Annotated in this window: 16 protein-coding genes; 13 read left to right on the plus strand and 3 right to left on the minus strand. The window is 73.0% G+C overall.

Annotated features, from left to right (window positions below; translation table 11 throughout):
* Window positions 1-48: 48 nt before the first annotated feature.
* Window positions 49-1,242: a thiolase family protein gene (locus ACQPXB_RS24565; RefSeq protein ID WP_432856403.1), complete on the minus strand. Its 1,194-nt coding sequence runs from the start codon at window positions 1,240-1,242 to the stop codon at window positions 49-51.
* Window positions 1,243-1,394: 152 nt separating this feature from the next.
* On the opposite strand from ACQPXB_RS24565, the gene ACQPXB_RS24570 reads away from it, so the two are divergent.
* Both ACQPXB_RS24570 and ACQPXB_RS24575 read left to right on the plus strand, forming a co-directional pair.
* Complete coding sequence (locus tag ACQPXB_RS24570) at window positions 1,395-1,832, plus strand: winged helix-turn-helix transcriptional regulator (protein ID WP_432856406.1); 438 nt, start codon at window positions 1,395-1,397, stop codon at window positions 1,830-1,832.
* Window positions 1,833-1,929: 97 nt separating this feature from the next.
* Window positions 1,930-2,706, plus strand: coding sequence for an SDR family oxidoreductase (locus tag ACQPXB_RS24575; protein ID WP_432856409.1), 777 nt, complete (start codon window positions 1,930-1,932; stop codon window positions 2,704-2,706).
* Here the strand turns inward: ACQPXB_RS24575 and ACQPXB_RS24580 are convergent.
* Complete coding sequence (locus tag ACQPXB_RS24580) at window positions 2,648-3,331, minus strand: TetR family transcriptional regulator (protein ID WP_432856412.1); 684 nt, start codon at window positions 3,329-3,331, stop codon at window positions 2,648-2,650. The genes ACQPXB_RS24575 and ACQPXB_RS24580 overlap by 59 nt on opposite strands.
* Window positions 3,332-3,438: 107 nt before the next feature.
* Between ACQPXB_RS24580 and ACQPXB_RS24585 the strand changes: the two genes are divergently transcribed.
* The 5 genes from ACQPXB_RS24585 to ACQPXB_RS24605 all read left to right on the plus strand — a co-directional run bounded on the left by ACQPXB_RS24585 (window position 3,439) and on the right by ACQPXB_RS24605 (window position 9,575).
* Window positions 3,439-4,674, plus strand: coding sequence for a lipase family protein (locus ACQPXB_RS24585; RefSeq protein WP_432856415.1), 1,236 nt, complete (start codon window positions 3,439-3,441; stop codon window positions 4,672-4,674).
* A gap of 217 nt (window positions 4,675-4,891) precedes the next feature.
* Window positions 4,892-7,252 (plus strand): glycosyl hydrolase family 95 catalytic domain-containing protein, encoded by a 2,361-nt coding sequence (locus tag ACQPXB_RS24590; RefSeq protein WP_432856419.1) that lies wholly within the window; start codon window positions 4,892-4,894, stop codon window positions 7,250-7,252.
* Between the two features lie 115 nt (window positions 7,253-7,367).
* On the plus strand, window positions 7,368-7,736 hold the full coding sequence (locus ACQPXB_RS24595) for a DoxX family protein (RefSeq protein WP_432856422.1): 369 nt from the start codon (window positions 7,368-7,370) through the stop codon (window positions 7,734-7,736).
* An 88-nt stretch (window positions 7,737-7,824) separates the two neighbouring features.
* The gene (locus tag ACQPXB_RS24600) at window positions 7,825-8,679 is read left to right on the plus strand and encodes a LysR family transcriptional regulator (RefSeq protein ID WP_432856425.1); all 855 of its coding nucleotides are present in this window, start codon (window positions 7,825-7,827) and stop codon (window positions 8,677-8,679) included.
* 35 nt (window positions 8,680-8,714) lie between these two features.
* On the plus strand, window positions 8,715-9,575 hold the full coding sequence (locus ACQPXB_RS24605) for a hypothetical protein (protein ID WP_432856428.1): 861 nt from the start codon (window positions 8,715-8,717) through the stop codon (window positions 9,573-9,575).
* Window positions 9,576-9,582: 7 nt separating this feature from the next.
* Here ACQPXB_RS24605 and ACQPXB_RS24610 read toward each other — a convergent pair whose 3' ends face one another.
* On the minus strand, window positions 9,583-9,984 hold the full coding sequence (locus ACQPXB_RS24610; protein ID WP_432856431.1) for an ABC transporter substrate-binding protein: 402 nt from the start codon (window positions 9,982-9,984) through the stop codon (window positions 9,583-9,585).
* 308 nt (window positions 9,985-10,292) lie between these two features.
* Between ACQPXB_RS24610 and ACQPXB_RS24615 the strand changes: the two genes are divergently transcribed.
* The 6 genes from ACQPXB_RS24615 (at window position 10,293) to ACQPXB_RS24640 (ending at window position 21,433) form a co-directional block, all read left to right on the plus strand.
* Window positions 10,293-10,478, plus strand: coding sequence for a hypothetical protein (locus ACQPXB_RS24615; protein WP_432856434.1), 186 nt, complete (start codon window positions 10,293-10,295; stop codon window positions 10,476-10,478).
* Between the two features lie 355 nt (window positions 10,479-10,833).
* Window positions 10,834-11,595, plus strand: a complete 762-nt coding sequence (locus ACQPXB_RS24620) for a DeoR/GlpR family DNA-binding transcription regulator (RefSeq protein ID WP_366582056.1) — start codon at window positions 10,834-10,836, stop codon at window positions 11,593-11,595.
* Between the two features lie 106 nt (window positions 11,596-11,701).
* Window positions 11,702-14,530: an ATP-binding protein gene (locus tag ACQPXB_RS24625; protein WP_432856437.1), complete on the plus strand. Its 2,829-nt coding sequence runs from the start codon at window positions 11,702-11,704 to the stop codon at window positions 14,528-14,530.
* A 223-nt stretch (window positions 14,531-14,753) separates the two neighbouring features.
* Window positions 14,754-17,399 (plus strand): AAA family ATPase, encoded by a 2,646-nt coding sequence (locus tag ACQPXB_RS24630; protein ID WP_432856440.1) that lies wholly within the window; start codon window positions 14,754-14,756, stop codon window positions 17,397-17,399.
* A gap of 6 nt (window positions 17,400-17,405) precedes the next feature.
* Window positions 17,406-20,213, plus strand: coding sequence for an AAA family ATPase (locus tag ACQPXB_RS24635; protein WP_432856443.1), 2,808 nt, complete (start codon window positions 17,406-17,408; stop codon window positions 20,211-20,213).
* Between the two features lie 533 nt (window positions 20,214-20,746).
* Entirely contained in the window at window positions 20,747-21,433 is a 687-nt protein-coding gene (locus ACQPXB_RS24640) for a LuxR C-terminal-related transcriptional regulator (RefSeq protein WP_432856446.1), read from the plus strand.
* The last annotated feature ends 1 nt before the right edge of the window (window position 21,434 follow it).

A 21,434-nucleotide genomic window follows, 5' to 3' on the forward strand; every position in this document is an offset into this window, starting at 1 on the left:
GCGGGGGTCCCGGGACGCCGGGGGATGGCGGGCGTCCCGGGACCCGGGTCAGAGGCGTTCGATGATGGTCGCGTTGGCGAGGCCGCCGGCCTCGCACATCGTCTGCAGGCCGTAGCGGCCGCCGGTCTGCTCCAGGACCGACAGGAGCGTCGTCATGAGCCGTCCACCGCTGGCGCCGAGCGGGTGGCCGATGGAGATGGCGCCGCCGTTGATGTTGACCTTGTTCAGGTCGGCACCCAGTTCCGCCTGCCAGGCCAGCACGACGCTGGCGAACGCTTCGTTGACCTCGAACGCGTCGATGTCCGACAGCTTCAGGCCCGCGCGGTCGAGGACCTTGCGGGTCGCCGGGATGACGCCGGTGAGCATGTACAGCGGGTCGTCGCCGACCACCGAGAACGAGTGCAGCCGCGCCCGCGGCTTGAGGCCGAGCTTCTTCGCCGTGTCGCTGCTGGTGATGAGCACAGCGGAGGCGCCGTCGTTGATCGGCGAGGAGTTGCCTGCCGTCACCCGCCAGTCGATCTGCGGGAAACGCTCCGACCACAGGTCGGCCTTGAACGCCGGCTTGAGGCCCGCGAGGATCTCGGGCGTGGTGCCCGGGCGCACCGACTCGTCGGTCGTCACGTCCACGAGCGTGCCGTCGGGGCCCGGCGCTTTGAGCGCGGCGACCTCGCCGGCGAACTTGCCGTCGGCCCAGGCCTGGGCGGCGCGGCGGTGGCTCTCGGCGGAGTACGCGTCGAGCTGCTCGCGCGAGAAACCCCACTTGGCGGCGATGAGCTCGGCGCTGATGCCCTGCGGCACAAGACCTTCGGGATAGCGCGCGGCGACCCCGGCGCCGAACGGGTCCTTGCCGGCCATCTGGCTGCCCATCGGCACGCGGCCCATGGACTCGATGCCGGACGCGATGGCGATGTCGTACGCGCCGCTCAGCACACCCTGCGCGGCGAAGTGGATCGCCTGCTGGCTGCTGCCGCACTGGCGGTCGACGGTCACCGCGGGCACCGACTCCGGCAGCCCCGCGGCGAGCGTGGCCCAGCGCGCGGTGTTCATGCTCTGCTCGCCGATCTGCCCGACGGCGCCGCTGATCACGTCGTCGATCAGCGCGGGGTCGATACCGGTGCGCTCGACCAGCGACCGGATGGCATGCGCGTGCAGATCGACCGGGTGGACCCCCGCCAGCTTGCCCGTGGGCTTGCCCTTGCCGATCGGTGTCCGCACCGCGTCGACGATGACCGCGTCCCTCATGACCTGCCTCCTCGCATAGCCGCTTGATCCCGTTGTACGCCCACCGAGTTGGATAACACAACTCACTGCGTGAGCGCTGTCGGCCACCTCACACCGCCCAGGTGACGTGCTAGGTTGGAAATTCCTGCTGGGGCGTAACGGAGGTGGGACGGATGACGGCGCGAGGCCGGGAATGCTCGATCGCGGACGCGCTCGAGGTGGTCGGCGAGCGGTGGAGCCTGCTCGCGCTCCGGGAGATCATGCTGGGCGAGCGGCGGTTCAACCAGATCGCCGAGAACACCGGGGCCAGCCGCGACATCCTCGCGGCGCGGCTGCGCAAGCTGGTCGACGCCGGCGTGCTCGAGAAGCGTCAGTACGAGAACCACCCGCCGCGCTTCGAATACCTGCCGACGGAGTCCGCGAAGGCGCTTCAGCCGGTATTGCTCGCCCTCATGCAGTGGGGCGACCGGTTCATCCGCCAGGGCCCGCCGCCCACGGTGTACGAGCACGAGTGCGGTGAAGAGCTCCGGCTGAAGAGCGTGTGCGCGCACTGCGGCGAGCCGATCGCGTCGACGGGCCTGCACGCGGTCCGGCTCGGCGCGGCGCACTGATCCTCCCCTGACGCACACGGCTTCCGGGCCGGGCGGGCGCGTGCCAGGATGGCCGCGGAAGCCGTCCGGCCGGGCGGTGGTGCCGGGAAGGGGCGGCGTGCCGGAACGGATCCTGGTGACCGGCGGGACCGGTCAGCTCGGCAGTGTGGTGGTCGACCGCCTGGTGGCGGCGGGCGAGCAGGTGCGCGCGCTGAGCCGCCGGCGCCGCGGCGGAGGCGGCGCCGAATGGGTGGTCGGCGATCTGCGCTCCGGCCGCGGCATCGACACGGCGCTGGCCGGCTGCGACGTCGTCCTGCACTGCGCCACCGACTACCGGCACGAAGTCGCCACGACGCGCACGCTCGTGGAGGCCGCGCGGTGGACGGGCAACCCGCCGCACGTCGTGTACGTGTCCATCGTCGGTGTCGACCGCGTGCCGCTCGGCTACTACGCGGCGAAGCTCGCGGCCGAGGAGGTGCTCGCGGGTTCCGGGCTGCCGCACACGATCCAGCGCGCCACGCAGTTCCACTCGCTCGTGCGCGCCGTGCTCGCGGGCGCGGCCCGGCTGCCCGTGGTCCCGGTGCCGCGCTGGCGGTTCCAGCCGGTGGACGTGCGGGACCTCGCGGTGCGCCTGGGCGAGCTGGCCAAGGCCGAGCCCGCGGGCCGGGCGCCGGACTTCGGCGGACCGGAGGTGCTGGCGGCGACGGACCTGGCGAAGGCGGTGCTGGCGGCGAGCGGCCGGACGAAACGCGTGGTGCCGGTGCGGCTGCCCGGCGCGTTGTTCCGCGCCTACGCCGAGGGCGGCAACCTCGCGCCCGGCCACTCCGACGGGGTGATCACCTTCCGGCAGTACCTGGCGGAGCAGGCGAATCCGGCGGCGCTGCGCTACCACTGACGCCACTGGCACCACCGACTTCGCGTGGGGTGACCAGCAGCTTCAGCACGTCGGCGAAGAGCGAGTCCGGCACCGCCGACGCTTCGACGCCGCGTTCCACCGCGAGCCCGTTGGACAGCGCCAGCACCACCACGGCGAGCTGCGCCGGCGGCAGCGGCAGCTCGACGCCGTGCTGGGCCGCGGCGCGCGTGATGGCCGCGGTGATGGCGTCGCGCAGCTGGGCCCGGCGCAGCGCGAGTCCTTTGTGGACGGCCGGGTTGCGCATCGCGATTCCCCAGTACTCCAGCAGGAGCCGGTGCCAGGTCGCGTCCGTGTCCACGCCCGCGGCCAGCCGCGCACCCGCCTCCGCGGTGGCCTCGCCGAGATCGCTCAGCTCGTCGAACGCCGTGGTGGCCGAACGCATCCGCTCCACGATGTGCTCTTCCATGATGGTGAGCACGAGGTCGTCGCGGCCCTCGAAGTTCGAGTAGACCGCGCCCTTGGTGAGGCCGGCCGCCGCGGCGATGTCGTTGAGCGACGTGGCCGCGATGCCTTGCCGGGCGAACACCTCGCCCGCGGCGTCGATGATCTTGCGCCGGGTCTCGGCGCGGCTCGGGCGACGGCGCGGGGTCCGCGAAGGGGCCATGGGGCGGAGACTACAGCTCCCTCACCTGGACGTTTTTCGTTGACTGTGATCCAGGTCATCTGGTAAGCCTCTGACCCGATACCGGTTGGTATTGAGTTGGAGGTCCCGTGCCCACTGTCAGCGTCGACATCCGCCGAAAGCTCTCCGCCCTCGCCGTCGTCACCGCGATGGCCGCGACGGTCTTCACCGCCGCCGCGCCGTCCGCCGCAGCCGCCGACGCGCCGTCGCCCGGAAATCCCGCCGGTGACCCGTTCTACGCCCAGCCCTCGCCGTTCCCCGACGTCGCGCCGGGCACCGTGCTCGACTCGCGGCCCGTCACCATCCGCGCGCTGGCCCTGCCCGTGCCCGTGCGCGCCTGGCAGGTGAAGTACCGCTCGACCGACACCGACGGCGCCGCCATCGCCGACGTCGCCACGATCATGCAGCCGGTGAACCCGCCGGCGGGCGGTGCGCGCAAGCTCGTGTCGTACCAGACCGCGCAGGACGGGCTGACCACCGACTGCGCGCCTTCCTCCGTCCTCACCACGGGCACGGCGCCGCCGGCCGAGGAGCTCGCGCTGATGCTCCCGCTCGTCGCGGCGGGGTACACCGTGGTGACCGCCGACTACGAAGGCCCGGACTCCGAGTGGGCGGCCGCCGCCAACACCGCCCACGGTGTGCTGGACGGGATCCGCGCCGCACAGTCGTTCCCGCCCGCCGGGCTCGCCGGCCCGAGCACGCCGACGGGGTTGATCGGCTATTCGGGCGGCGCGCTCGCCAGCGAATGGGCCAACGAGCTGCAGCCGCAGTACGCGCCGGAGCTGAGGTTCGCCGGGGTCGCCGCCGGCGGCGTGCCCGCGGACCTCGACTACATCGCGCGCCACATCGACGGCGGTCCGTTCGCGGGCATCTACGTGGGCGCCGCTGTCGGGCTCGCCCGCGCGTATCCGGAGATCGACACGGACGCACTGCTCAACGCGCGCGGCAAACAGGCGTTCGCCGAGGTCGGCAAGCAGTGCATCGCGCAGTTCACGGTCGGGCAGGCGTTCCGGCGCATGCGCGACTACACCACCGTGCCGCAGCTGCTCGACGTGCCCGCGGTGAAGCGCGTGATCGCCGAGAACACCATGGGCCGCTTCAAGCCCGGCTCGCCGGTCTACGTCTACCAGGGCGTGTTCGACGAACTGGCGTTCTCGCCGCCGGTGGACAAACTGGTGCGCACGTACTGCGCGCAGGGGGTTTCCGTGCAGTACCACCGGATCCCGATCGGCGACCACGTGACGGTGGCGGTGCAGGGCGCCCCCGGCGCGCTGGCCTACCTCGCCGACCGGCTGGCGGGCAAGCCCGCGCCCAGCACCTGCTGAGGCGCGCACGGGTGGCGGTCCCGCCGGAGGGGGAGGGGCCGCCACCCGAGTCGTCCGACGGCTTTGATCCGGTTGCGCCGGAAACCGATCCGCCTCCGTCGTTGGCGGCGAATAATTCCGAAGAATCTTGACCAGGTTCGGGCAGACATCCTATGTTTGGCGAGCTTCAGGCCTCGCTCACGGCCGGATTCCGCCTTCGACGACGAACGGACCTGTCATGTCGGACCTCTCCTCCCCGCCCTCCCGTCGGACCTTTCTCAAGCTCGGTGGCGCCGTCGGCGCGGGCTTCGCCTTGAGCGGGTTTCGCCCGTTCACGGCGCAAGCGTCGCCCGTGCGGCCGCCCTCCGCCGACCTCGTGGCCGACGCCGCCGCGACGACCCTGTGGTACCCCGCGCCGGCCGTCGAGTCGCACGTGATCGAGCAGGCGCTGCCGATCGGCAATGGTCGGATCGGTGGCCTCGTCGGCGGTGACCCCGCGGCCGACTACGTGTACTTCACCGACTCGTCGCTCTGGACCGGCGGGCTCAACGACACGGTGCAGGACGACGGCCAATTGCCCTACGGCAAGGACGACTTCGGCAGCTTCGGCCTCCTGGCCAAGGTGCGGCTGAAGCTGCCCGCCCACACCGGTGTCAGCGGCTACCGGCGAACCCTGGACCTCAGCAACGGCCTCGTCACCGCGACCTACGGCCTGCGCGGTGCGACCTACCGGCGCGAGGTCTACGCCAGCTATCCCGACGACGTCGTGGTGATCCGGCTGACGCAGCAGGGCGGTGGCTCCTACACCGGCTCGGTGACGCTGGAAGGCACTCGCGACGAGAAGCCGACGGCGGGCGGCGGCGCCGTGTCGCTGGGCGGTACCTTCGCGAACGGCCTGAAGTACAGCACCGCCGTCACCGCCGCGTCGAAGGGCGGGCGCGTCAGCGTCTCGGGCACGGAGGTGACCTTCACCGGCTGCGGCGAGGTGGTGATCGTGGTCTGCGGCGGCACGAACTACGTGCCCGACGCGGCGCGGCACTACCTGGACGCCGGGGCGAACCCGGCTTCCGTGGCCGTCGGCAAGGTGAAGGCCGCGGCCGCCGCTTCCGGCACGGCGCTGCTGGCCACGCACGTGCAGGACTACCGCAAGCTGTTCGACCGCATGAAGGTCGACCTCGGGCAGTCGCCGGCCAACCGGCGCACCCTCGACTCGTGGTCGCGCATCGCGGTGCGCTATACCGACCCGGGCACGCCCGACCCGGAGCTCGAGGCGAGCTACGTGCAGTTCGGCCGGTACCTGACGATCACCGGCTCCCGCAGCGGCCTGCCGATCAGCCTCCAAGGCTTGTGGCTCAACAACAACTCGCCCGACTGGTACAGCGACTACCACACCGACATCAACCTGGAGATGAACTACTGGCTCGCCGACCGCGCGGGCCTGAAGGAGTGCTTCACCGCGCTGGCCGACTACTGCCTCGCGCAGCTGCCGTCGTGGACCGACACGACGAAGCGGCTGTTCAACGATCCTCGCAACCGGTTCCGCAACAGCACCGGCAAGATAGCCGGCTGGGCCATCGCGTTCTCCACCAACATCTACGGCGGCTCCGGCTGGGCCTGGCACCCGGCAGGCAACGCGTGGCTGTGCAACAACCTGTGGGACCACTACGAGTTCACCCAGGACAAGGCCTACCTCGCGAAGGTCTACCCGGTGCTCAAGGGCGCGACGGAGTTCTGGGAGGCGCGCCTGGTCACCAAGACCATCGACGGCAAGGACTACCTCGTCAGCGACACCGACTGGTCGCCGGAGCACGGCCCGGACGCGCAGGGCAACACCTACTCCCAGGAGCTCGTCCACGACCTGTTCGGCCACTTCGCGCAGGCGACGCAGATCCTCGGCCGCGACGGCGACTACGGCCGGACGATCACCGGGATGCGCGACCGGCTGCACCTGCCGACTGTCAGCCCGGTCACCGGCTGGCTGCAGGAATGGCTCTCGCCGGAGAACCTGGGGGAGACGACCCACCGGCACCTCTCGCCGCTCATCGGGTTCTTCCCCGGCGACCGCATCAACACCGACACCGCGTCGAAGGAACTGATCGACGGGGTGCGCAACCTGCTGATCGCCCGCGGTATGGACACCTTCGGCTGGGGCTGCGCGTGGCGCTCGGCGTGCTGGGCCCGACTCAAGGATGCCGACCGCGCGTATCAGCTCTTCCTGACCGTGCTGCGGCCTTCGTTCAACAACGGCAACGGCACGGCGGCCAACTTGTTCGACATGTACAGCCAGGGCAGCTACACGATCTTCCAGATCGACGCGAACCTCGGCGGGCCGGCCGCGGTGCTGGAAATGCTGCTGTACTCGCGCTCCGGCGTGATCGAGCTGCTGCCCGCGCTGCCGTCGGCCTGGGCGGAGTCCGGCCATGTGACCGGCATCGGCGCGCGCGGCGGGTTCGAGGTCGACCTCGAGTGGCGGCGCGGCAAGGTCACCAAGGCGGTCGTGCGCAGCGTCGGCGGTACGGAGACCGAACTGCGCGCGGGCAGCTGGAAGCAGCAGGTCCGGCTGCGTCCGGGCCAGTCGGTCACCGTCACCCCGCGGTGACCGGACGGGCGCCGGATGGTTCCCGTCCGTACCTTCCGGCGCCCGTGCCGATCGTCGATTCGACCTCGAACAGTGTAGCGTTCAACTACATGAGTCGGACGGATCGGGAGCGGGCATGAACATCGCGTTGTGGATCGCGGCGGGGATTTCGGCAGTGCTGTACCTGGGGGCGGGCGGGATGAAGCTCGCCACGCCGCGGAAGAAGCTGCTGGAAAACCCCAACATGGGCTGGGTCGAGGACTTCTCGGACACCTCGGTCAAGCTGATCGCGCTCGCGGAGGTGCTCGGCGCGATCGGCCTGATCCTGCCGCAGGCCCTGGACATCGCGCCCGTGCTGACGCCGATCGCGGCGGTGGGCCTGGCGATCGTGGCCTTCGGGGCGATCGTGGTGCACGCGCGGCGCAAGGAGCCGAAGGCCGTGCCGATCAACGTGGTGCTGCTGGTGCTGACCGTGTTCGTCGCCGTGGGCCGCTTCGCCGGCTGAGCGGACCCTCACCCGGGCGTCGGTCTCGACCGGTCTCCGGCGCCGCGGCTGGCCTAGGCTGGACGCGGCGACGGACGGGAGGCCCTAGGTGGACGTCGATCTGCGGAAGGTGCGCTACTTCGTCGCCGTGGCCGAGGAACTGCACTTCGGCCGGGCGGCGGAGCGGTTGCACATCGCGCAGCCCGTGCTGTCGCGCCAGATCCGGGCGCTCGAAGAGGAGCTGCGCGCGCAGCTGTTCGTCCGCGACCGGCGCTCGACGGAGCTCACGGCCGCCGGCCGGCAGCTGCTCGAGGACAGCCGGCCGATCCTCGCGTCGGCCGACGCGTTGCGGCGACGCGTGGCGCTGGCCGCGCGCGGCGCTTCGACCTTCACCATCGGTTTCATGCCCGGCATCACCGTGACCGAACCCGTGCGGGTGCTGACGGACCGCCATCCCGGGCTCGACGTCGAGCTGGTCCGGACCACGTGGGACGACCAGACCCAGGTGCTGCACGACGGCCGCGCCGACGTCGGCATCGTCCGGCTGCCGGTGGACCCGCGCGGGCTCACGGTGCGGCCGATGTTCAGCGAGCCGCGCGTGGCCATCCTGCCGGTGTCGCACCGGCTGGCGGGCAAGGAGTCCGTGGACGTGGCCGACCTCGCCGACGAGCACCTGCTCAACGACCCGGACGCGGTGCCGGAGTGGCGGGCCGTCGCGACCGAGCTGCGCACCGGCGGCGCCGCGCGGCCCCGCGGGTTCCGCAGCATCGAGGAGAAGCTGGAGCACGTGGCCGCCGGTCTGGGCATCGCCATCGTGCCGCTGTCCACTTCGGAGTACTACACGCGCCCGGACGTCACCCACGTGCCGGTCGGCGACCTGCCGCCGGGCCAGGTCGCCCTGGCGTGGGTCGCCGCGCGGCGCTCGCGGCTGATCTACGAGTTCGCGGAGCTCGTCACAGCCTGACTGCGGGGCGCGCGCTCGTGTGGTAGGCCAAGACCATGAACGCGCTGGGCTCGTACGTCGAGTCGTGGTCTCCCGAACCGGTCACCGACACCGACGCGTTCCCGGCCGGACCGGCCGCCGCGCTGTCCGCGGCGCTGGACCTGCCGCGGCCGGCCGCCGTCGCAGGGCAGGCGCTGCCGCCGCTGTGGCACTGGCTGTACTTCCTGGAATGGCCGCGGCAGGCGGAGATCGGCGCCGACGGCCACCCGGCGGACGGCCACTTCCTGCCGCCGCTGCCGGACCGGCGGCGGATGTTCGCCGGCGGACGCCTGGAGGTCCGGGCGCCGCTCGTGCTGGGCACGCCGGCCGAACGGACGCGGTCGCTCGGCGACGTCGCGGTGAAACACGGCCGCACGGGCGAGATCCTGTTCGTGACCGTGCGGTCGGAGATCAGCCAGGACGGGACCGTGCGCGTGGTCGAGGAACAGGACATCGTCTACCGCTCCGGCGAGGACGCCGGGCGCACCGCACTGGCCGTGCTCGACGTGACCGGCGAGCCGGAGTCGGCCGCCGAATGGCAGCAGGTGTGGACGCCGGATCCCGTGCTGCTGTTCAGGTTCAGCGCGCTGACGGCCAACGCGCACCGCATCCACTACGACGAGCCGTACGTGACCGGCACCGAGGGGTACCCGGGTCTCGTGGTGCACGGCCCGTTGCTCGTGCTGCTCCTGCTGGAGCTCGCGCGCACCCGCGCGCCGGAACGCGCGATCCCCTCGCTGTCCTACCGACTGCGCCGCCCCGTGTTCGCGGGCGAGCACCTCCTTGCGACGGGCGTGCCCGCCGAAGGAGGCGCGGCGCTGCAGGTCGACTCCGCGCGTGCGGAAGCCGTGGCGACCGCGGACGTCGCGTTCGCCTGACGGCGGTTCAGGGCCGGCGCGCCTCGGCGGGGGACACGGGTGGGTCGGCCTCGACGCCGTGCAGCACGTGGGCGAGGACTTCCGCGCCGCGCACGACGCGCGGGCCGGGACGGTTGAAGTAGGCCGGACCGTCGAGCAGCCACACCGCGCCGGCCCGCACCGCCGGGAGCTCCGCCCAGCCCGGCAACGCCGTGAGGACGTCGAACTCCGCCGCCGTGCGGTCGGGACTGAAGCCGCACGGCAGGACGAGCAGCACGTCCGGGCGCGCGGCGACCACCGCGTCCCACGGGATCGGGTGCGTGTGCTCGCCGGGCGCCGCGAGCAGGGGTTCGCCGCCGGCCGCGGTGATCTGCTCGGGCACCCAGTGGCCCGCGGGCCACAGCGGGTCGAGCCATTCCAGCGCGACCACGCGGGCCGCGGCTTGCCGGCGACGCGGTCGCGCACGGCGTCGAGCCGGGCGGCGAGCGAACGGACGCGCTCGGCGGCGAGCTCCGGCACACCCAGCGCGTCGCCGAGCGTGGTGACGCAGCCGAGGACCTCGGTGAGCCGCCGGGGTTCCAGGCTGAGCACTTTCGGTCCCGCGTCGAGCATCCGCACGGCTTCGGCGACGCGGGTGTAGGACACCGCGCACACCTCGCACAGGTCCTGGGTGAGCACGAGGTCCGGCGCGAGCTCGGCCAGCCGCGTGGTGTCCACTGAGTACAGCGACGAGCCGCGGTGGGCCGAACCGCCGACGGCGTCGGAGATCTCGCGGCTGGTCAGCACGGCGTCGTCCACCTCGTCCGCGGTGACGACCGGCACCGACTCGACGCCGGGCGGCCAGTCGCATTCGTGGGTGCGGCCGACCAGGTCACCGAGGCGGCCGAGCTCCGCGACGAGGTCGGTGGCGGCGGGCAGCAGTGACACGATCCGCATGGTTCGAACCTAGCCCGCGCCGGACCGCCCCGCGCGGGGAGGCCGGACCGCGATCACCGTGGGTAGCGCCGCGCGTCGAGTCCACTGTGGACTGACTGCGCGCGGTGTCCGGACGGGCGCGCACCGTGACAGGTCAAGCCGTTGTGGCGCCGGGAGTGTTACGCAGGACACATCCCGCTCGGCGCGCGTGAACACGGTGGTCTGGGGGAATCTGTCGAAAGACCGGGATCTCCCTCAAAACCGGCCGACCTTGTTGTGTGGCCGGTGTGACCGTGGGTAGCGTGCGGCTTTCGGGAAACCGAAAGGGAGGCTCTCGGGTTACCGACAGGGGAGAAGCGGGAGAATGTACGCCGAGGAGCGCCATCAGACGATCCTGGACATGGCGCGCAAAAACGGCCGGGTGGACGTGGCCGGGCTGGCGACGCAGTTCGACATCACCACGGAGACCGTGCGCCGGGACCTGACCGCGCTCGAACGCCGCGGGGTGCTGCGCCGCGTCCACGGCGGCGCGATCCCGGTCGAAAGCGGGGGCACCGAACTCGGCCTGCCTGTGCGCGACTCGGCCATGGCCGCGGAGAAACGGCGCATCGCGAAGGCGGCGCTGGACCTCGTGCCCGCCGAAGGCGCGATCCTGCTCGACGCGGGCAGCACCGTCGGCGAGCTGGCCGGCATCCTGCCGGTGGAGCGCGAGCTCACGGTGGTCACCAACGCGGTCACGATCGCGGTCACCCTCAGCGGCCGCGGCAACGTGACGGTGATGCTCGTCGGCGGCCGGGTCAAGGGCCGCTCGCTCGCCGCCGTGGACAACTGGGCGCTGCGCGCGCTCGGCGACACCTACGTGGACGTGGCTTTCATGGCCACCGACGGAGTGTCCGTGGAACGCGGCCTGACCACCCCGGACTCCTCGGAGGCGATGGTCAAGCGCGCGGCGATCGCGGCCGCGCGCCGGACGATCGTGCTCGCCGACCACACGAAGATCGGCAACGACCACTTCGCGCGCTTCGGCGATCTGGACGACGTGGACACGCTCATCACCGACGACCACGTCGACCCCGGAGCCCTCGACGAGATCCGCCACACGGGTACGAAGGTGCTCACTGTGTGACCGCGAGCGCCCTGCTGTCCCACCCGGTTGATCGACAGCTGGCACAGTGGCACCGGCAGCAAGATCCCGCCGGGCATGAGCGCCCGCGATGCGTGGAGGAGGCGCGGTGGCCCTTCGGAGTGGCCTGCGGCCGGTGCCCGGAACCGAGCTGGCCGGGCGGGACTGGGAACTTTCGCTGCTCGTGCGGAAAGCCCGCGACGCCGCGCTCGGCGAAGGCCAGGCGGTGCTGCTGCGCGGCCCGGCGGGCATCGGCAAGACGAAGCTGGTGGCGGCCGCGCTCGACGAGCTCGACACCGTCGCCGCCACGGTCCTCACCGTCACCTGCCCGGAAAGCGGCTCGTCGGCGTACGAAGCGGTTCGCGCGCTCTTCGCGCCGCTGGACCTGACCGGCGCCGGCCTGCCCGACGGGAGTGCCCGGCTCGCACTGCCCGCGCTGGAGCCGGGCGGCGCCGAGGGCGCGGCGGCCGACACGTACGCCGTGATGCACGGCCTGCACTGGCTCACGGCGGGGCTCACCGCCGACGGGCTCGTGGTGCTCGCCGTGGACGACGTGCAGTGGTGTGACGAGACTTCGTTGCGGTGGCTGGGTTTTCTGTTGCGCCGCGCGGAGAACCTGCCGCTGCTCGTGGTGATGACCCAGCGCACCGGCCGTGATGCACCGCGCCCGGAGGTGCTCGGCGAGATCGGGGCGACGCTGACCTGCCTCACGCTCGACCTGGAACCGCTGGGGCCGCAAGCGGTGGCCGAGGTGCTGCAGGCGCGCTTCGGCGCGAGTCCGGACGAGGCCTTCGTGCGCAAGTGCGTGGAGGTGACGGGCGGGAACCCGTTCCTGCTCGACCGCGTGGTGACACAGCTGCGCGGCAGTGCCGATCCGCGCGTCGTGCCTGATGCGACGCACGTGCCGGCGCTCGACGAGCACGGCCGCGAGGTCGTGGCGCGCTCGGTGCTGGACCGGCTGCCGGCCGCCGCGTTCGCCGTCGCCCGCGCGATCGCCGTGCTGGGCGGGGAAGAGCTCGAGCTGATCGCGGCACTCGCCGGCACCCAGCCGGGGCCGGCGGCGGCCGCCGTGCGCGCGTTGCGGGCCGACGACCTGCTGCTGCCCGACCGGCTGGAGTACACCCACGACCTGATCCGCCACGCGGTCGTGGACGCCGTCTCCGCCGAACAGCTGCACGCGTTGCGGGAACGCGCGGCCACGCTGCTCAACGACAACGGCCGGGCCCCGGAGGAAGTCGCGGTGCAGCTGCTGCTCCTCAGCGGGCGGCCGCAGCCGTGGATGGTGAACGTGCTGCGCGACGCGGCCGTCGTCGCGGAGAACCGCGGCGCTCCGGCGGCCGCGGCCCGCTACCTGACGCGCGCGCTCGCGGCGGACGAGGACAGCGTGGCCGTGCTCGGGCACGTCGCCCGGGTGCTCGCCCAGGTCGACCCGAAGGCGGCGCTCGGGCACCTCGAACGGGCGCTGGACCTCGTGACCGATCCGCGGCGCCGGGTGCCGCTGGCGGTGCAGTACGCGCTGACTTCGCTCACGTCGCAGAACTCCTTGCGCGCCTACGCGCTGGCGGAGTCGGTGCTCGACCGGTTCGACGAGGCCGTCGGCGGCACCCCGTCGGCACAGGACCGGTCGACGCGGACGCTGCTGGAGTCGGTGCTGCTGCTGTCGGGCATGGACGAGAAGGCCACCGTGCGCCAGGTCGGAGAGCGCTTCCGCGACGCCGTGCCGCCGCAGGGAGACACGGCCGAGGAACGGCAGCTGCTGGCGATGCTCGCCTCGCTCGGGACGTTGCAGGGCAGACCGGCGGCCGAGCTCGCCGGGCACGCCCGCAAGGTCCTCTCGATCGGTGACGTCACGCCCGGCGGCTGGGCCGTGCTGGGCGCGGTGCTCACGCTGTACCTCGTCGACGACGTCGAGCCGTCGCTCGCCGCGCTCGGCGATCTGATGGAGCACGCGCAGCGCCGCGGCGAGGCGTGGACCTACACGCTCGGGGCCAGCACCCGCTCGCTGGTGTTGCTGTGGACGGGAAACTCCGCCGACGGCCTCTCCGACGCACAGTTCGCCCACGACATCATCACGCAGGAGGCGTGGGGCGACGCGGGCGCGATGCCGCAGGCGGCGCTCGCGGCGGCGCTGATCCGCCACGGTGAACCCGCCCGGGCGTTGCAGGTTCTCGACAGCGTGCGCCGGCCGCGGCTCGACCGGTTCACGCTGGAGTACCACTGGGTCCTGATGGCGCGGGCCCGCGCGCTCGCCGCCACCGGCGACGGGCCCGGCGCGCTGGAGCAGCTGTTGCGCTGCCGCGACAGCCTGGCCGAGGCCGACATCGCCAACCCGGTGCTCGCGCCGTGGTGGTACGAGGCGGCCGAGGTGCTGGCGGGGCTGGGCCGGGGCGACGAGGGCTGGGCCGGGATCGAAGAAGCCGAAGAAGGCGCGGCCCGGTGGGGCACCGCCCGCGCGCTCGGCATGGTCCGGACCGCGCGCGGCGTGCTGACGCCGGGCGACACGGGCATCGACCTGCTCGCCGAGGCCGCCGAGATCCTGGCTCCGTCCCCGGCGAAACTGGAGCACGCCCGCGCGGAGTTCCTGCTCGGCCGGCGGCTGTTCCACCGCGGCGACGCGGAGGGCGCGCGGGACCGGCTGCGCCGCTCGATCGACGTCGCCGTGCTATGCCGGGACAAGCTGCAGCTGAACCAGTCGCTGCCGGCGCTGGCCGAGGCGGGCGGACGGATGCGGCGCGGGACGGCGTCGCCGGCCGACGCGTTGAGCGGCAGCGAGCGGCGCGTCGCGGAGAAGGCGGCCGAGGGCGCGACGAACCGGGAGATCGCCGAGTCGTTGTTCCTCACGGTGCGTACGGTCGAGCTGCACCTGACGGGCGTGTACCGCAAACTCGGGCTGAAGGGGCGGGCGGAGATCGCCGAGGCGCTGAGCGAGCAGCCGTGAAGCGTTCTACACCCTCCGTGACGGCTTGAGGACGGTAGAAGTACCGCCGTGAATGGTCACCGATCGTTACGGTTGCCCCCGCGTCCGGCGCTGTCGGGCGCGCAGGGGCAGAAATTCACTACCTCCTAACGTGGGAAACAGCGATAGTCATTCTCCGGGGATAACCTTCAGTGCAGAATCGGTAGCCTGAGCGTCACTGGATGGGATGGCCGGGGAGGTGGGTGTGCAGAACCTCCGAACACGCTTCGTGACCGGCGTGGTGAGCGGCGGCGGGTCCGCCGGCCCGCTCCTGGGCCGCGAATCGGCGCTGCGGACGGCCGGAGAGCTCGTCACGGCGCTCGGCGAGGGCCGCCCGGGGTTGCTCAGCGTGACCGGACCGCTGGGCGTCGGCCGCAGCGCGGTGCTGGGCCGGGTCGCCGAGGCGGCCGCGATGAGCGGGGCCGCGACGGCCGTCGCGCGGTGTTCGCCGGTGGAGACCGACATTCCCTACAGCGCCGTCACGCAGCTGCTCGCCGCGCTGTGCACGCCCGCCCGGTTCGCCGAGCTCGTGGAGCTGTGCGTGCGGGACAGCAGCGAGACGGGGTCCTGCACCTCGCCGGTGCACCTGGTCTGCGCGGAGTTCGCGGCGCTGAGCCGCCGCGGCCCGCTGGCGCTCGCGCTCGACGACCTGCAGTGGGCCGACCCTTGGTCGCTGTGCTGGCTCGAGGCGATGCTGCACCGCGTCGCCGGCGCGCCGATCCTGATCGCGACGACCTCCCACGGCCCGCTCGGCCGGTACCTGGGCGCTGACGCCGCGTTCGACGCGGCCTGGCCCGTCGAGCTGCAGGAGGTGGGCCTCGAACCGCTCAGCTCGGCCCAGACCGCAGCGTTCCTGACGAACACCACGGGCGAACCGGTCGACGAGGCCTTCGCGTCCGCCGCCACGGCCGCGACTCGCGGCTTTCCCGCGGTGCTGGCCCGCACGCTCGACCGGCTGCAGGCCGAGGGCGTGCCGCCCGTCGCGGACCGGACGCCTGCGCTCGTCACGGCCGCGCGGGCGGTGTGGTCGGAAAGCACCTGCCGCGTCGCCCGCGGGTTGCCGGCCGACGCGATCGCGCTGCTGCAGGTCTTTGCCGTGTGCGGCGAGGACTTCGACTTCGAGCTCGCCGTCGCGCTCGCGCGGCTTTCCGAGTCCTCACCCGCGCAGGCGCTGGAGATCCTCGTGACAACCGGGCTCGCCGTGCCGGACCCGCCGCGGCTGGCCGAACCGCACCTGGCCGGCGAGGTGCTGGCGGTGATGCCGGCGAACGAGCGCGAGGACCTGTTCGTGCGCGCGGCGGCGCTCGGCCGGCGCACCGGGGTGGGCTCGGGCGCGATCGCCGACCTGCTCGCCGCGGCGCCGCCGGTGGGCCGGGCCTGGGCCGGCACGGCGCTCACGGACGCGGCGGCGTTGCGGTCGCGGCAGGGCCGCTCCGGTCCGGCGGTCACGGCGCTGCGCCGCGCACTGGGCGAACCCCTCGGTTCCGAGCAGCGGGCGCGCGTGCTCACGCGGCTCGCGACGCTGGAGGTCGCGCAGAGCCCGGACGCCAGTGACACCCGGCTGCGGCAGGTGCTGACCGCGCCGCCGTGCACCCGCTCGTGGCCCTCGGTGCTCGAAGCCGCCGACCTCCTCGTCGGCCGCGGCGACAACGAAACGGCGCGCCAGGTCGTGTCGGTGATGTGCGAGCGCGGCGCGGGGATCATCCCGCAACCGTCGCTGACGACGCTGGGCGTGATCGGCTGGATCGCGCAGGAGGAGGGACCGGCCGAACCCGAGGTGCCGGTCGAACCCCTGGCCGCGCCGGCGGATCCGGCCGCCGACGGCGACCCGGCCCAGGCCGGCGCGCTCGCGTGGCTGCTGGCCACCCGCGGGCAGGACCGCCCCCGCGCCGGCGCGCTCGCGCGCGAAGCGCTCGCCAACCCGGATGACGACGGCCCGCTGATGCCCAAGCTCATGGCCGGCCGCGCGCTCCTGTGCTGCTTCGAACCCGCCGAGGCGCTCTCCGGCCTCGACGCCGTGCTCATCCAGGCGCGCATCCGGGACAATCGCGCGATCGCGGCGCAGGCGCTGCTGTACCGGGCGCTCGCCGCGGGCTGGCTCGGCCGCGCCGAGCAGGCGCGGCGCGATCTCTACACCGCCGGCCGCGAGCTGCCCGTGCGCTGCTGGCACCCGACGCTGGTGGCGCGGCACGTGGCCGGGGAGATGGCGACGTACCAGCAGCAGGGTGACGTCGAGAAGGCGCGGGAAGCCGAGGCGGCGCCGCTACCGGCCGGAGCCGAACGCGGGGCCGGCTGGGCGTTCCTGCTCTACGAACGCGGCCGGCTGCGCCTCGCACGCGGTGACGTCGAAGGCGCGCTGACGGCGCTGCTGGAGTGCGGCCGGATCCTGCGGGGCCGGCACTGGCTCAACCCCATGTTGTCCCGCTGGCGCACCATCGCGGCCGTCGCGCAGCTGCGGCTGGGTGACCGCGCCGCGGCGCAGGAGCTGATCGCCGAGGAGAAGGCGCTCGGCGAAGCTTGGGGCGCGAGCGAGCTGCTCGACTGGATGCGTGAGGTGTCGTTCGCGAAACTCGGTGCAGGCGCGGCGATCCACCCACCGGCGGCCCGGCCGGCACTGCGGCTGCCGGCCCCGCGGGACGAGGACGACACGACCGGCGGGCTGCTGTCGGAGCCCGAGCGCGAGGTGGTGGAGCTCGCCGCCGGCGGGATGGCGAACCGGGACATCGCGAAAGCGCTCTCTGTGGCGACGAGAACCGTGGAGCTGCGGCTCACCAAGGCCTACCGCAAGCTCGGGATCCGCGGCCGCGCACAGCTCGCGGCCCGGTGGGTGCCGGCGGGGCGGGGGGAGTGAGCGGCGGTGCTCCTCGAACGCGAACCCGAGCTGGCCGTGCTGGAGAAGGCCGTGCTGGAGGTGCAGTCGGGCGAGGGGGCCGTGCTGCTGGCCGGCGGTCCGGCCGGTGCGGGATCATCCGCGCTGCTGCGGGAGATCGGGTCGTCGGCGACGCGGCTCGGCGCGCGGGTGCTGCGGGCGGGCGGCGCACAGATCGAACAGGATTTCCCGCTCGGCGTCGTGCGCCAGCTCGTGCTCCCGCTGCTGTCGGTGCCCGGCCCGCCGGTGGCGGCGCCGGTCGCGCGGGTGCTGCTGGACCCGCTGACCGGCGGCCGGCCGCCGGTCGTGGGCGACGACCCCGCCCGCTCGGCGACGGCCAGCGTGCTGCACGGGCTGCACACGCTGTTCGTCGGGCTGGCCGCGCAGCGCCCCGTGGTGGTGCTGGTGGACGACCTGCACTGGGTGGACGAGCCGTCGTTGCGGGCGCTGGCCTTCCTCGCCGGGCGGCTTTCGGGCATGCGGGTGCTGATCGCGGCGGTGCTGCAGGACGGCACCGCCGGACGTGAGCCCCTGATCCGCGAGATCGCCGACGTCGCTCGCTACCACCTGCGGGCCGCCCCGCTCTCGGCGGAGGCGACCGCGCGGCTCGTCGGCCGCAAGTTCGGCGCGGACCACGCCGCGGAGTTCGCGCTCGCCTGCCACGAGGTGACTTCCGGCAGCCCGAAGGAACTGCGCACGCTGCTCGACCGCGCCGTCTCCCACCGCGTCACCGGCAAGGCTTCGGACTGCGAACGGATCCGCGAGCTGGGCACGGCGTTCCGGCGCGAGCGCCTGCAGTTCCTGCTGCGGCGCGTTCCCGGCGTCGCGGCGTTCGCGAAGGCGCTGGTGGTCCTCGGGGGTGACGCCGAGCTGGACCTGGTGCTGCGGCTGGGTGAAGTCGACGCGCCGGGCCGCGCGGCCGCGCTCACCGCGCTGGGCGGCCGCTGGCTCGAAGTGGCCGGCGACCGCGTCACCGTGCGGGACGCGTCGCTCAACCGCGTCGTCGAGGAACTGCTCGACGCGAGGGAAAGCTCGGCGCTGCACCGGAAAGCGGCCGGGTTGCTCGACGAGAGCGGCTACCCGCCCGAGGCGGTCGCCGCGCAGCTGCTCCAGGTCGACGTGATCAACGCCGGGTGGGAGGTCGAGCGGTTGCGGGCGGCGGCGCAAGCGGCCCGCCGTCGCGCCGCGCCTTCGCCGGCCGGGCGCTACCTGCGCCGCGCGCTGCTGGATCTGTCGCCGGACAGCGGGGAACGCGCGCGGCTGCTCGTGGAGCTGGCCGCGGCCGAGCTGGACGTGGACCCGGGTTCGGCGGTCCGTCACCTCGCGCAGGCGGCGCCGCTGATGCCGACCGTGCGCGACCGCGCCACCGTGGCGACCTGGATTCCCTTGCCGGTGGCCGGGGAGGGCCCGCTCGTGGCCGAGCTGGTCCGCGACGTCGCCGACCGGCTCGGCCCGGCCGAGGAGCTGTCCGGCCACGACCGCGAGCTGGCGCTGCGGCTCGAGGCCCGGGTCTGGTTCTCCGGTCTCGGTGAACCCGCCAAGCTCGCGGCGGCCGCCCGGCGGCTGGCCGAGCTGCGCGACCACCCGCACGGCCCGACCGCCGGCGAACGCGAACTACGCGTGGTCTTGCTGATGGCCGCCACCCTGGGGTCGGGCACCACGGCGGACGTGATCGCCGGCCAGGCCCGGAAGCTGCTCGCCCACGATCCGACCAACACCTACGGCGCGCTCGCCGCGCTGCAGACCCTGCCGGCCGTGCTGATGGCCGCCGACGCGGTGGACGCGGGGTGGTCGTGGCTCGAAGCCGCGTACGACAACGCCCGGCGCCACAGCAACCCGACACCGCAGGCCCTCGTCGGCGCGCAGCGCGGCCTGCTCCTGCTGGGCTGCGGGCGGCTCGTCGAGGCGCGGGAGGAGGCGGTGCGGGCGTTCGAGCTCGTCGACCGCTCGTGGCCCGACGCCGTGCTGCTGCCGTCGGTGGTGCTCGGGCTGGTGGCGTTCGCGTTGCGGGACCGGCCGCTCGCGGCGCGGGTGCTCGACGGCGCGCCGCCGGGGGACCTGCGGCTGTTCGAGATCCGCCGCTCGTTGCGAGGCGCGCTCGCGGCGCAGCGCGGTGACCTGCAGATGGCGCTCGCGCAGTTCCTCGACAGCGGGCGGCGGCTGGACCGGGCCGGCTGGCACAACCCGGCGATGCACCCGTGGCGCACGTGGGCGGCGGTGCTGTCGCACCGGCTGGGCCGCCAGGACGACGCGGTGCGCCACGCCGAGGACAACTACGAACGCGCACTCGAGTGGGGCGCTCCGACCACGCTCGGGCGGGCGCTGCGCATCCGGGCCTCGGTGCACCCCGACCGCGACCGCGCGCTGGAGCTGCTGCGCGAGTCCAACGAGGTGCTGCGTGGTTCGGTCGACCGGTTCGAGCAGGCGAAAGCGCTGATCAAGCTGGGCGAGGTGCTGCGCGAAGTCGACCGCGACGAGGCGGAGCGCGTTCTGGCGCGCGGACGCCGGCTCGCCGAGCAGTGCGGAGCCCACTGGCTCGGCGCCGAGGCCGACGGGTTGTTCGCGGCCCCGGCCGGATCCACCGCCGCGCCCGTGATCCGCCCCGAGCTGACACGTGGCGAGGCCACCGTCGCCGAGCTCGCCGCGCGCGGGCTCACCAACGCCGACATCGCCGTCGAGCTGGGCACCAGCCGGCGCGCGGTCGAGAAGCACCTGACGAGCGCATACCGGAAACTCCGCATCGACGGCCGCGCGGAGCTGGCCGCGGCGCTCGGCGGCGACCCGGAAATCGGCTGAACCGGGCCGCGTTGTGCCGCTGGCCGGGAATTGACGGCAGAAGTACCGCCACGAACTGGTGCGCGTAATCGGGGAATGTCACAGTTATGCGCCGACCCGAATGAATGGGAACAGGGTTTCCGAAGAAGTTTCAGGTCCGCGGGGGAACGGGCCCCGGCATTTCGGGAACTCCGAAGAACGGGCACATCCCGGTGGTCTCACGGGCAAGGGTGGGCGATGTGGGTTTATGTTCGTCCGTGTGGGACCGCGCGCCCGCACCGGTGGTCGGGGCCGGCGGGCGAACGCGAGGTGAACTTCGGCTGAGGGATTCCGGTTTTGGCTGGTCAGAGGGAACCGTACCGCGTCCGACCGCACCGTACCGAACCATTGTGTGGGGGTACCGCAGGATTAAGCGGGGAGGCTCCGGCGCTGTTGACTTGGTTGGTTTTCCATCCATAGACTGAGATCAACAAATGAAACGTCATATGTCGGCCGATTCGCTTCCGGTCGGCAGATCATGGCCTCGCGTGACCTGAGAGGAATGGTCGATACCGATGAATTCCAGTGCAGTCATCGCCAAGCCGGCGCCTTCCGCCACCACCATGGCCCGGAATTCCGATGAATACCGCGACATCTACACCTCCCTTTTCGAGCAGTCCGGGATGTGCATGGCCAACCTCGACCTGGGGTTGCGCGTGCGGGAAGCCAACGTGCCGTTCTCGCGGCAGTTCGGGCGCACCGCCAAGGACGTGTACGGCCGCAGCTTCTGCGACTTCCTGCACCCGAGCGTGCAGGGCAAGCTCAAGCACCAGCTGACGCGGCTGACCGAGGGCCAGCACGCCCGGTTCGCCGAGCAGATGGTGGCCGTGGGCCCGCGCGACTCCGTGTTCGCGGGCGAGCTGACCGGCATCGCGGTGCGCAGCGGCGGCCGCGTCGACACGATCACGGTGCTCGTGAAGCCGGACGACGCGGACGCCGCGCCGCAGCTGGCCAGCAGCAAGCAGAAGCTCCTGAGCCAGGTCGACGCCCGCATCCTGGAGGGGGTGGCCGCCGGCGAGTCGACGGTGCAGCTGGCCGCGAAGCTGTTCCTTTCCCGCGGCGGCGTCGAGTACCACGTGACCACGCTGCTGCGGAAGCTGAAGGTCACCAACCGCCCGGCCCTGGTGTCCAAGGGCTACTCGATGGGCATCCTCGGGATCGGCCAGTGGCCGCCGCGGGTGCGCCCGGAATACATCCGCTGAG

Source organism: Amycolatopsis sp. CA-161197 (assembly GCF_050942255.1).
GTDB lineage: Bacteria > Actinomycetota > Actinomycetes > Mycobacteriales > Pseudonocardiaceae > Amycolatopsis.

Coding starts and splice junctions, on each gene's coding strand:
- ACQPXB_RS24590 (WP_432856419.1), top strand. CDS start 4,892: ATGTCGGACCTCTCCTCCCCGCCCTCCCGTCGGACCTTTCTCAAGCTC.
- ACQPXB_RS24595 (WP_432856422.1), top strand. CDS start 7,368: ATGAACATCGCGTTGTGGATCGCGGCGGGGATTTCGGCAGTGCTGTAC.
- ACQPXB_RS24580 (WP_432856412.1), bottom strand. CDS start 3,331: ATGGCCCCTTCGCGGACCCCGCGCCGTCGCCCGAGCCGCGCCGAGACC.
- ACQPXB_RS24605 (WP_432856428.1), top strand. CDS start 8,715: ATGAACGCGCTGGGCTCGTACGTCGAGTCGTGGTCTCCCGAACCGGTC.
- ACQPXB_RS24570 (WP_432856406.1), top strand. CDS start 1,395: ATGACGGCGCGAGGCCGGGAATGCTCGATCGCGGACGCGCTCGAGGTG.
- ACQPXB_RS24620 (WP_366582056.1), top strand. CDS start 10,834: ATGTACGCCGAGGAGCGCCATCAGACGATCCTGGACATGGCGCGCAAA.
- ACQPXB_RS24565 (WP_432856403.1), bottom strand. CDS start 1,242: ATGAGGGACGCGGTCATCGTCGACGCGGTGCGGACACCGATCGGCAAG.
- ACQPXB_RS24640 (WP_432856446.1), top strand. CDS start 20,747: ATGAATTCCAGTGCAGTCATCGCCAAGCCGGCGCCTTCCGCCACCACC.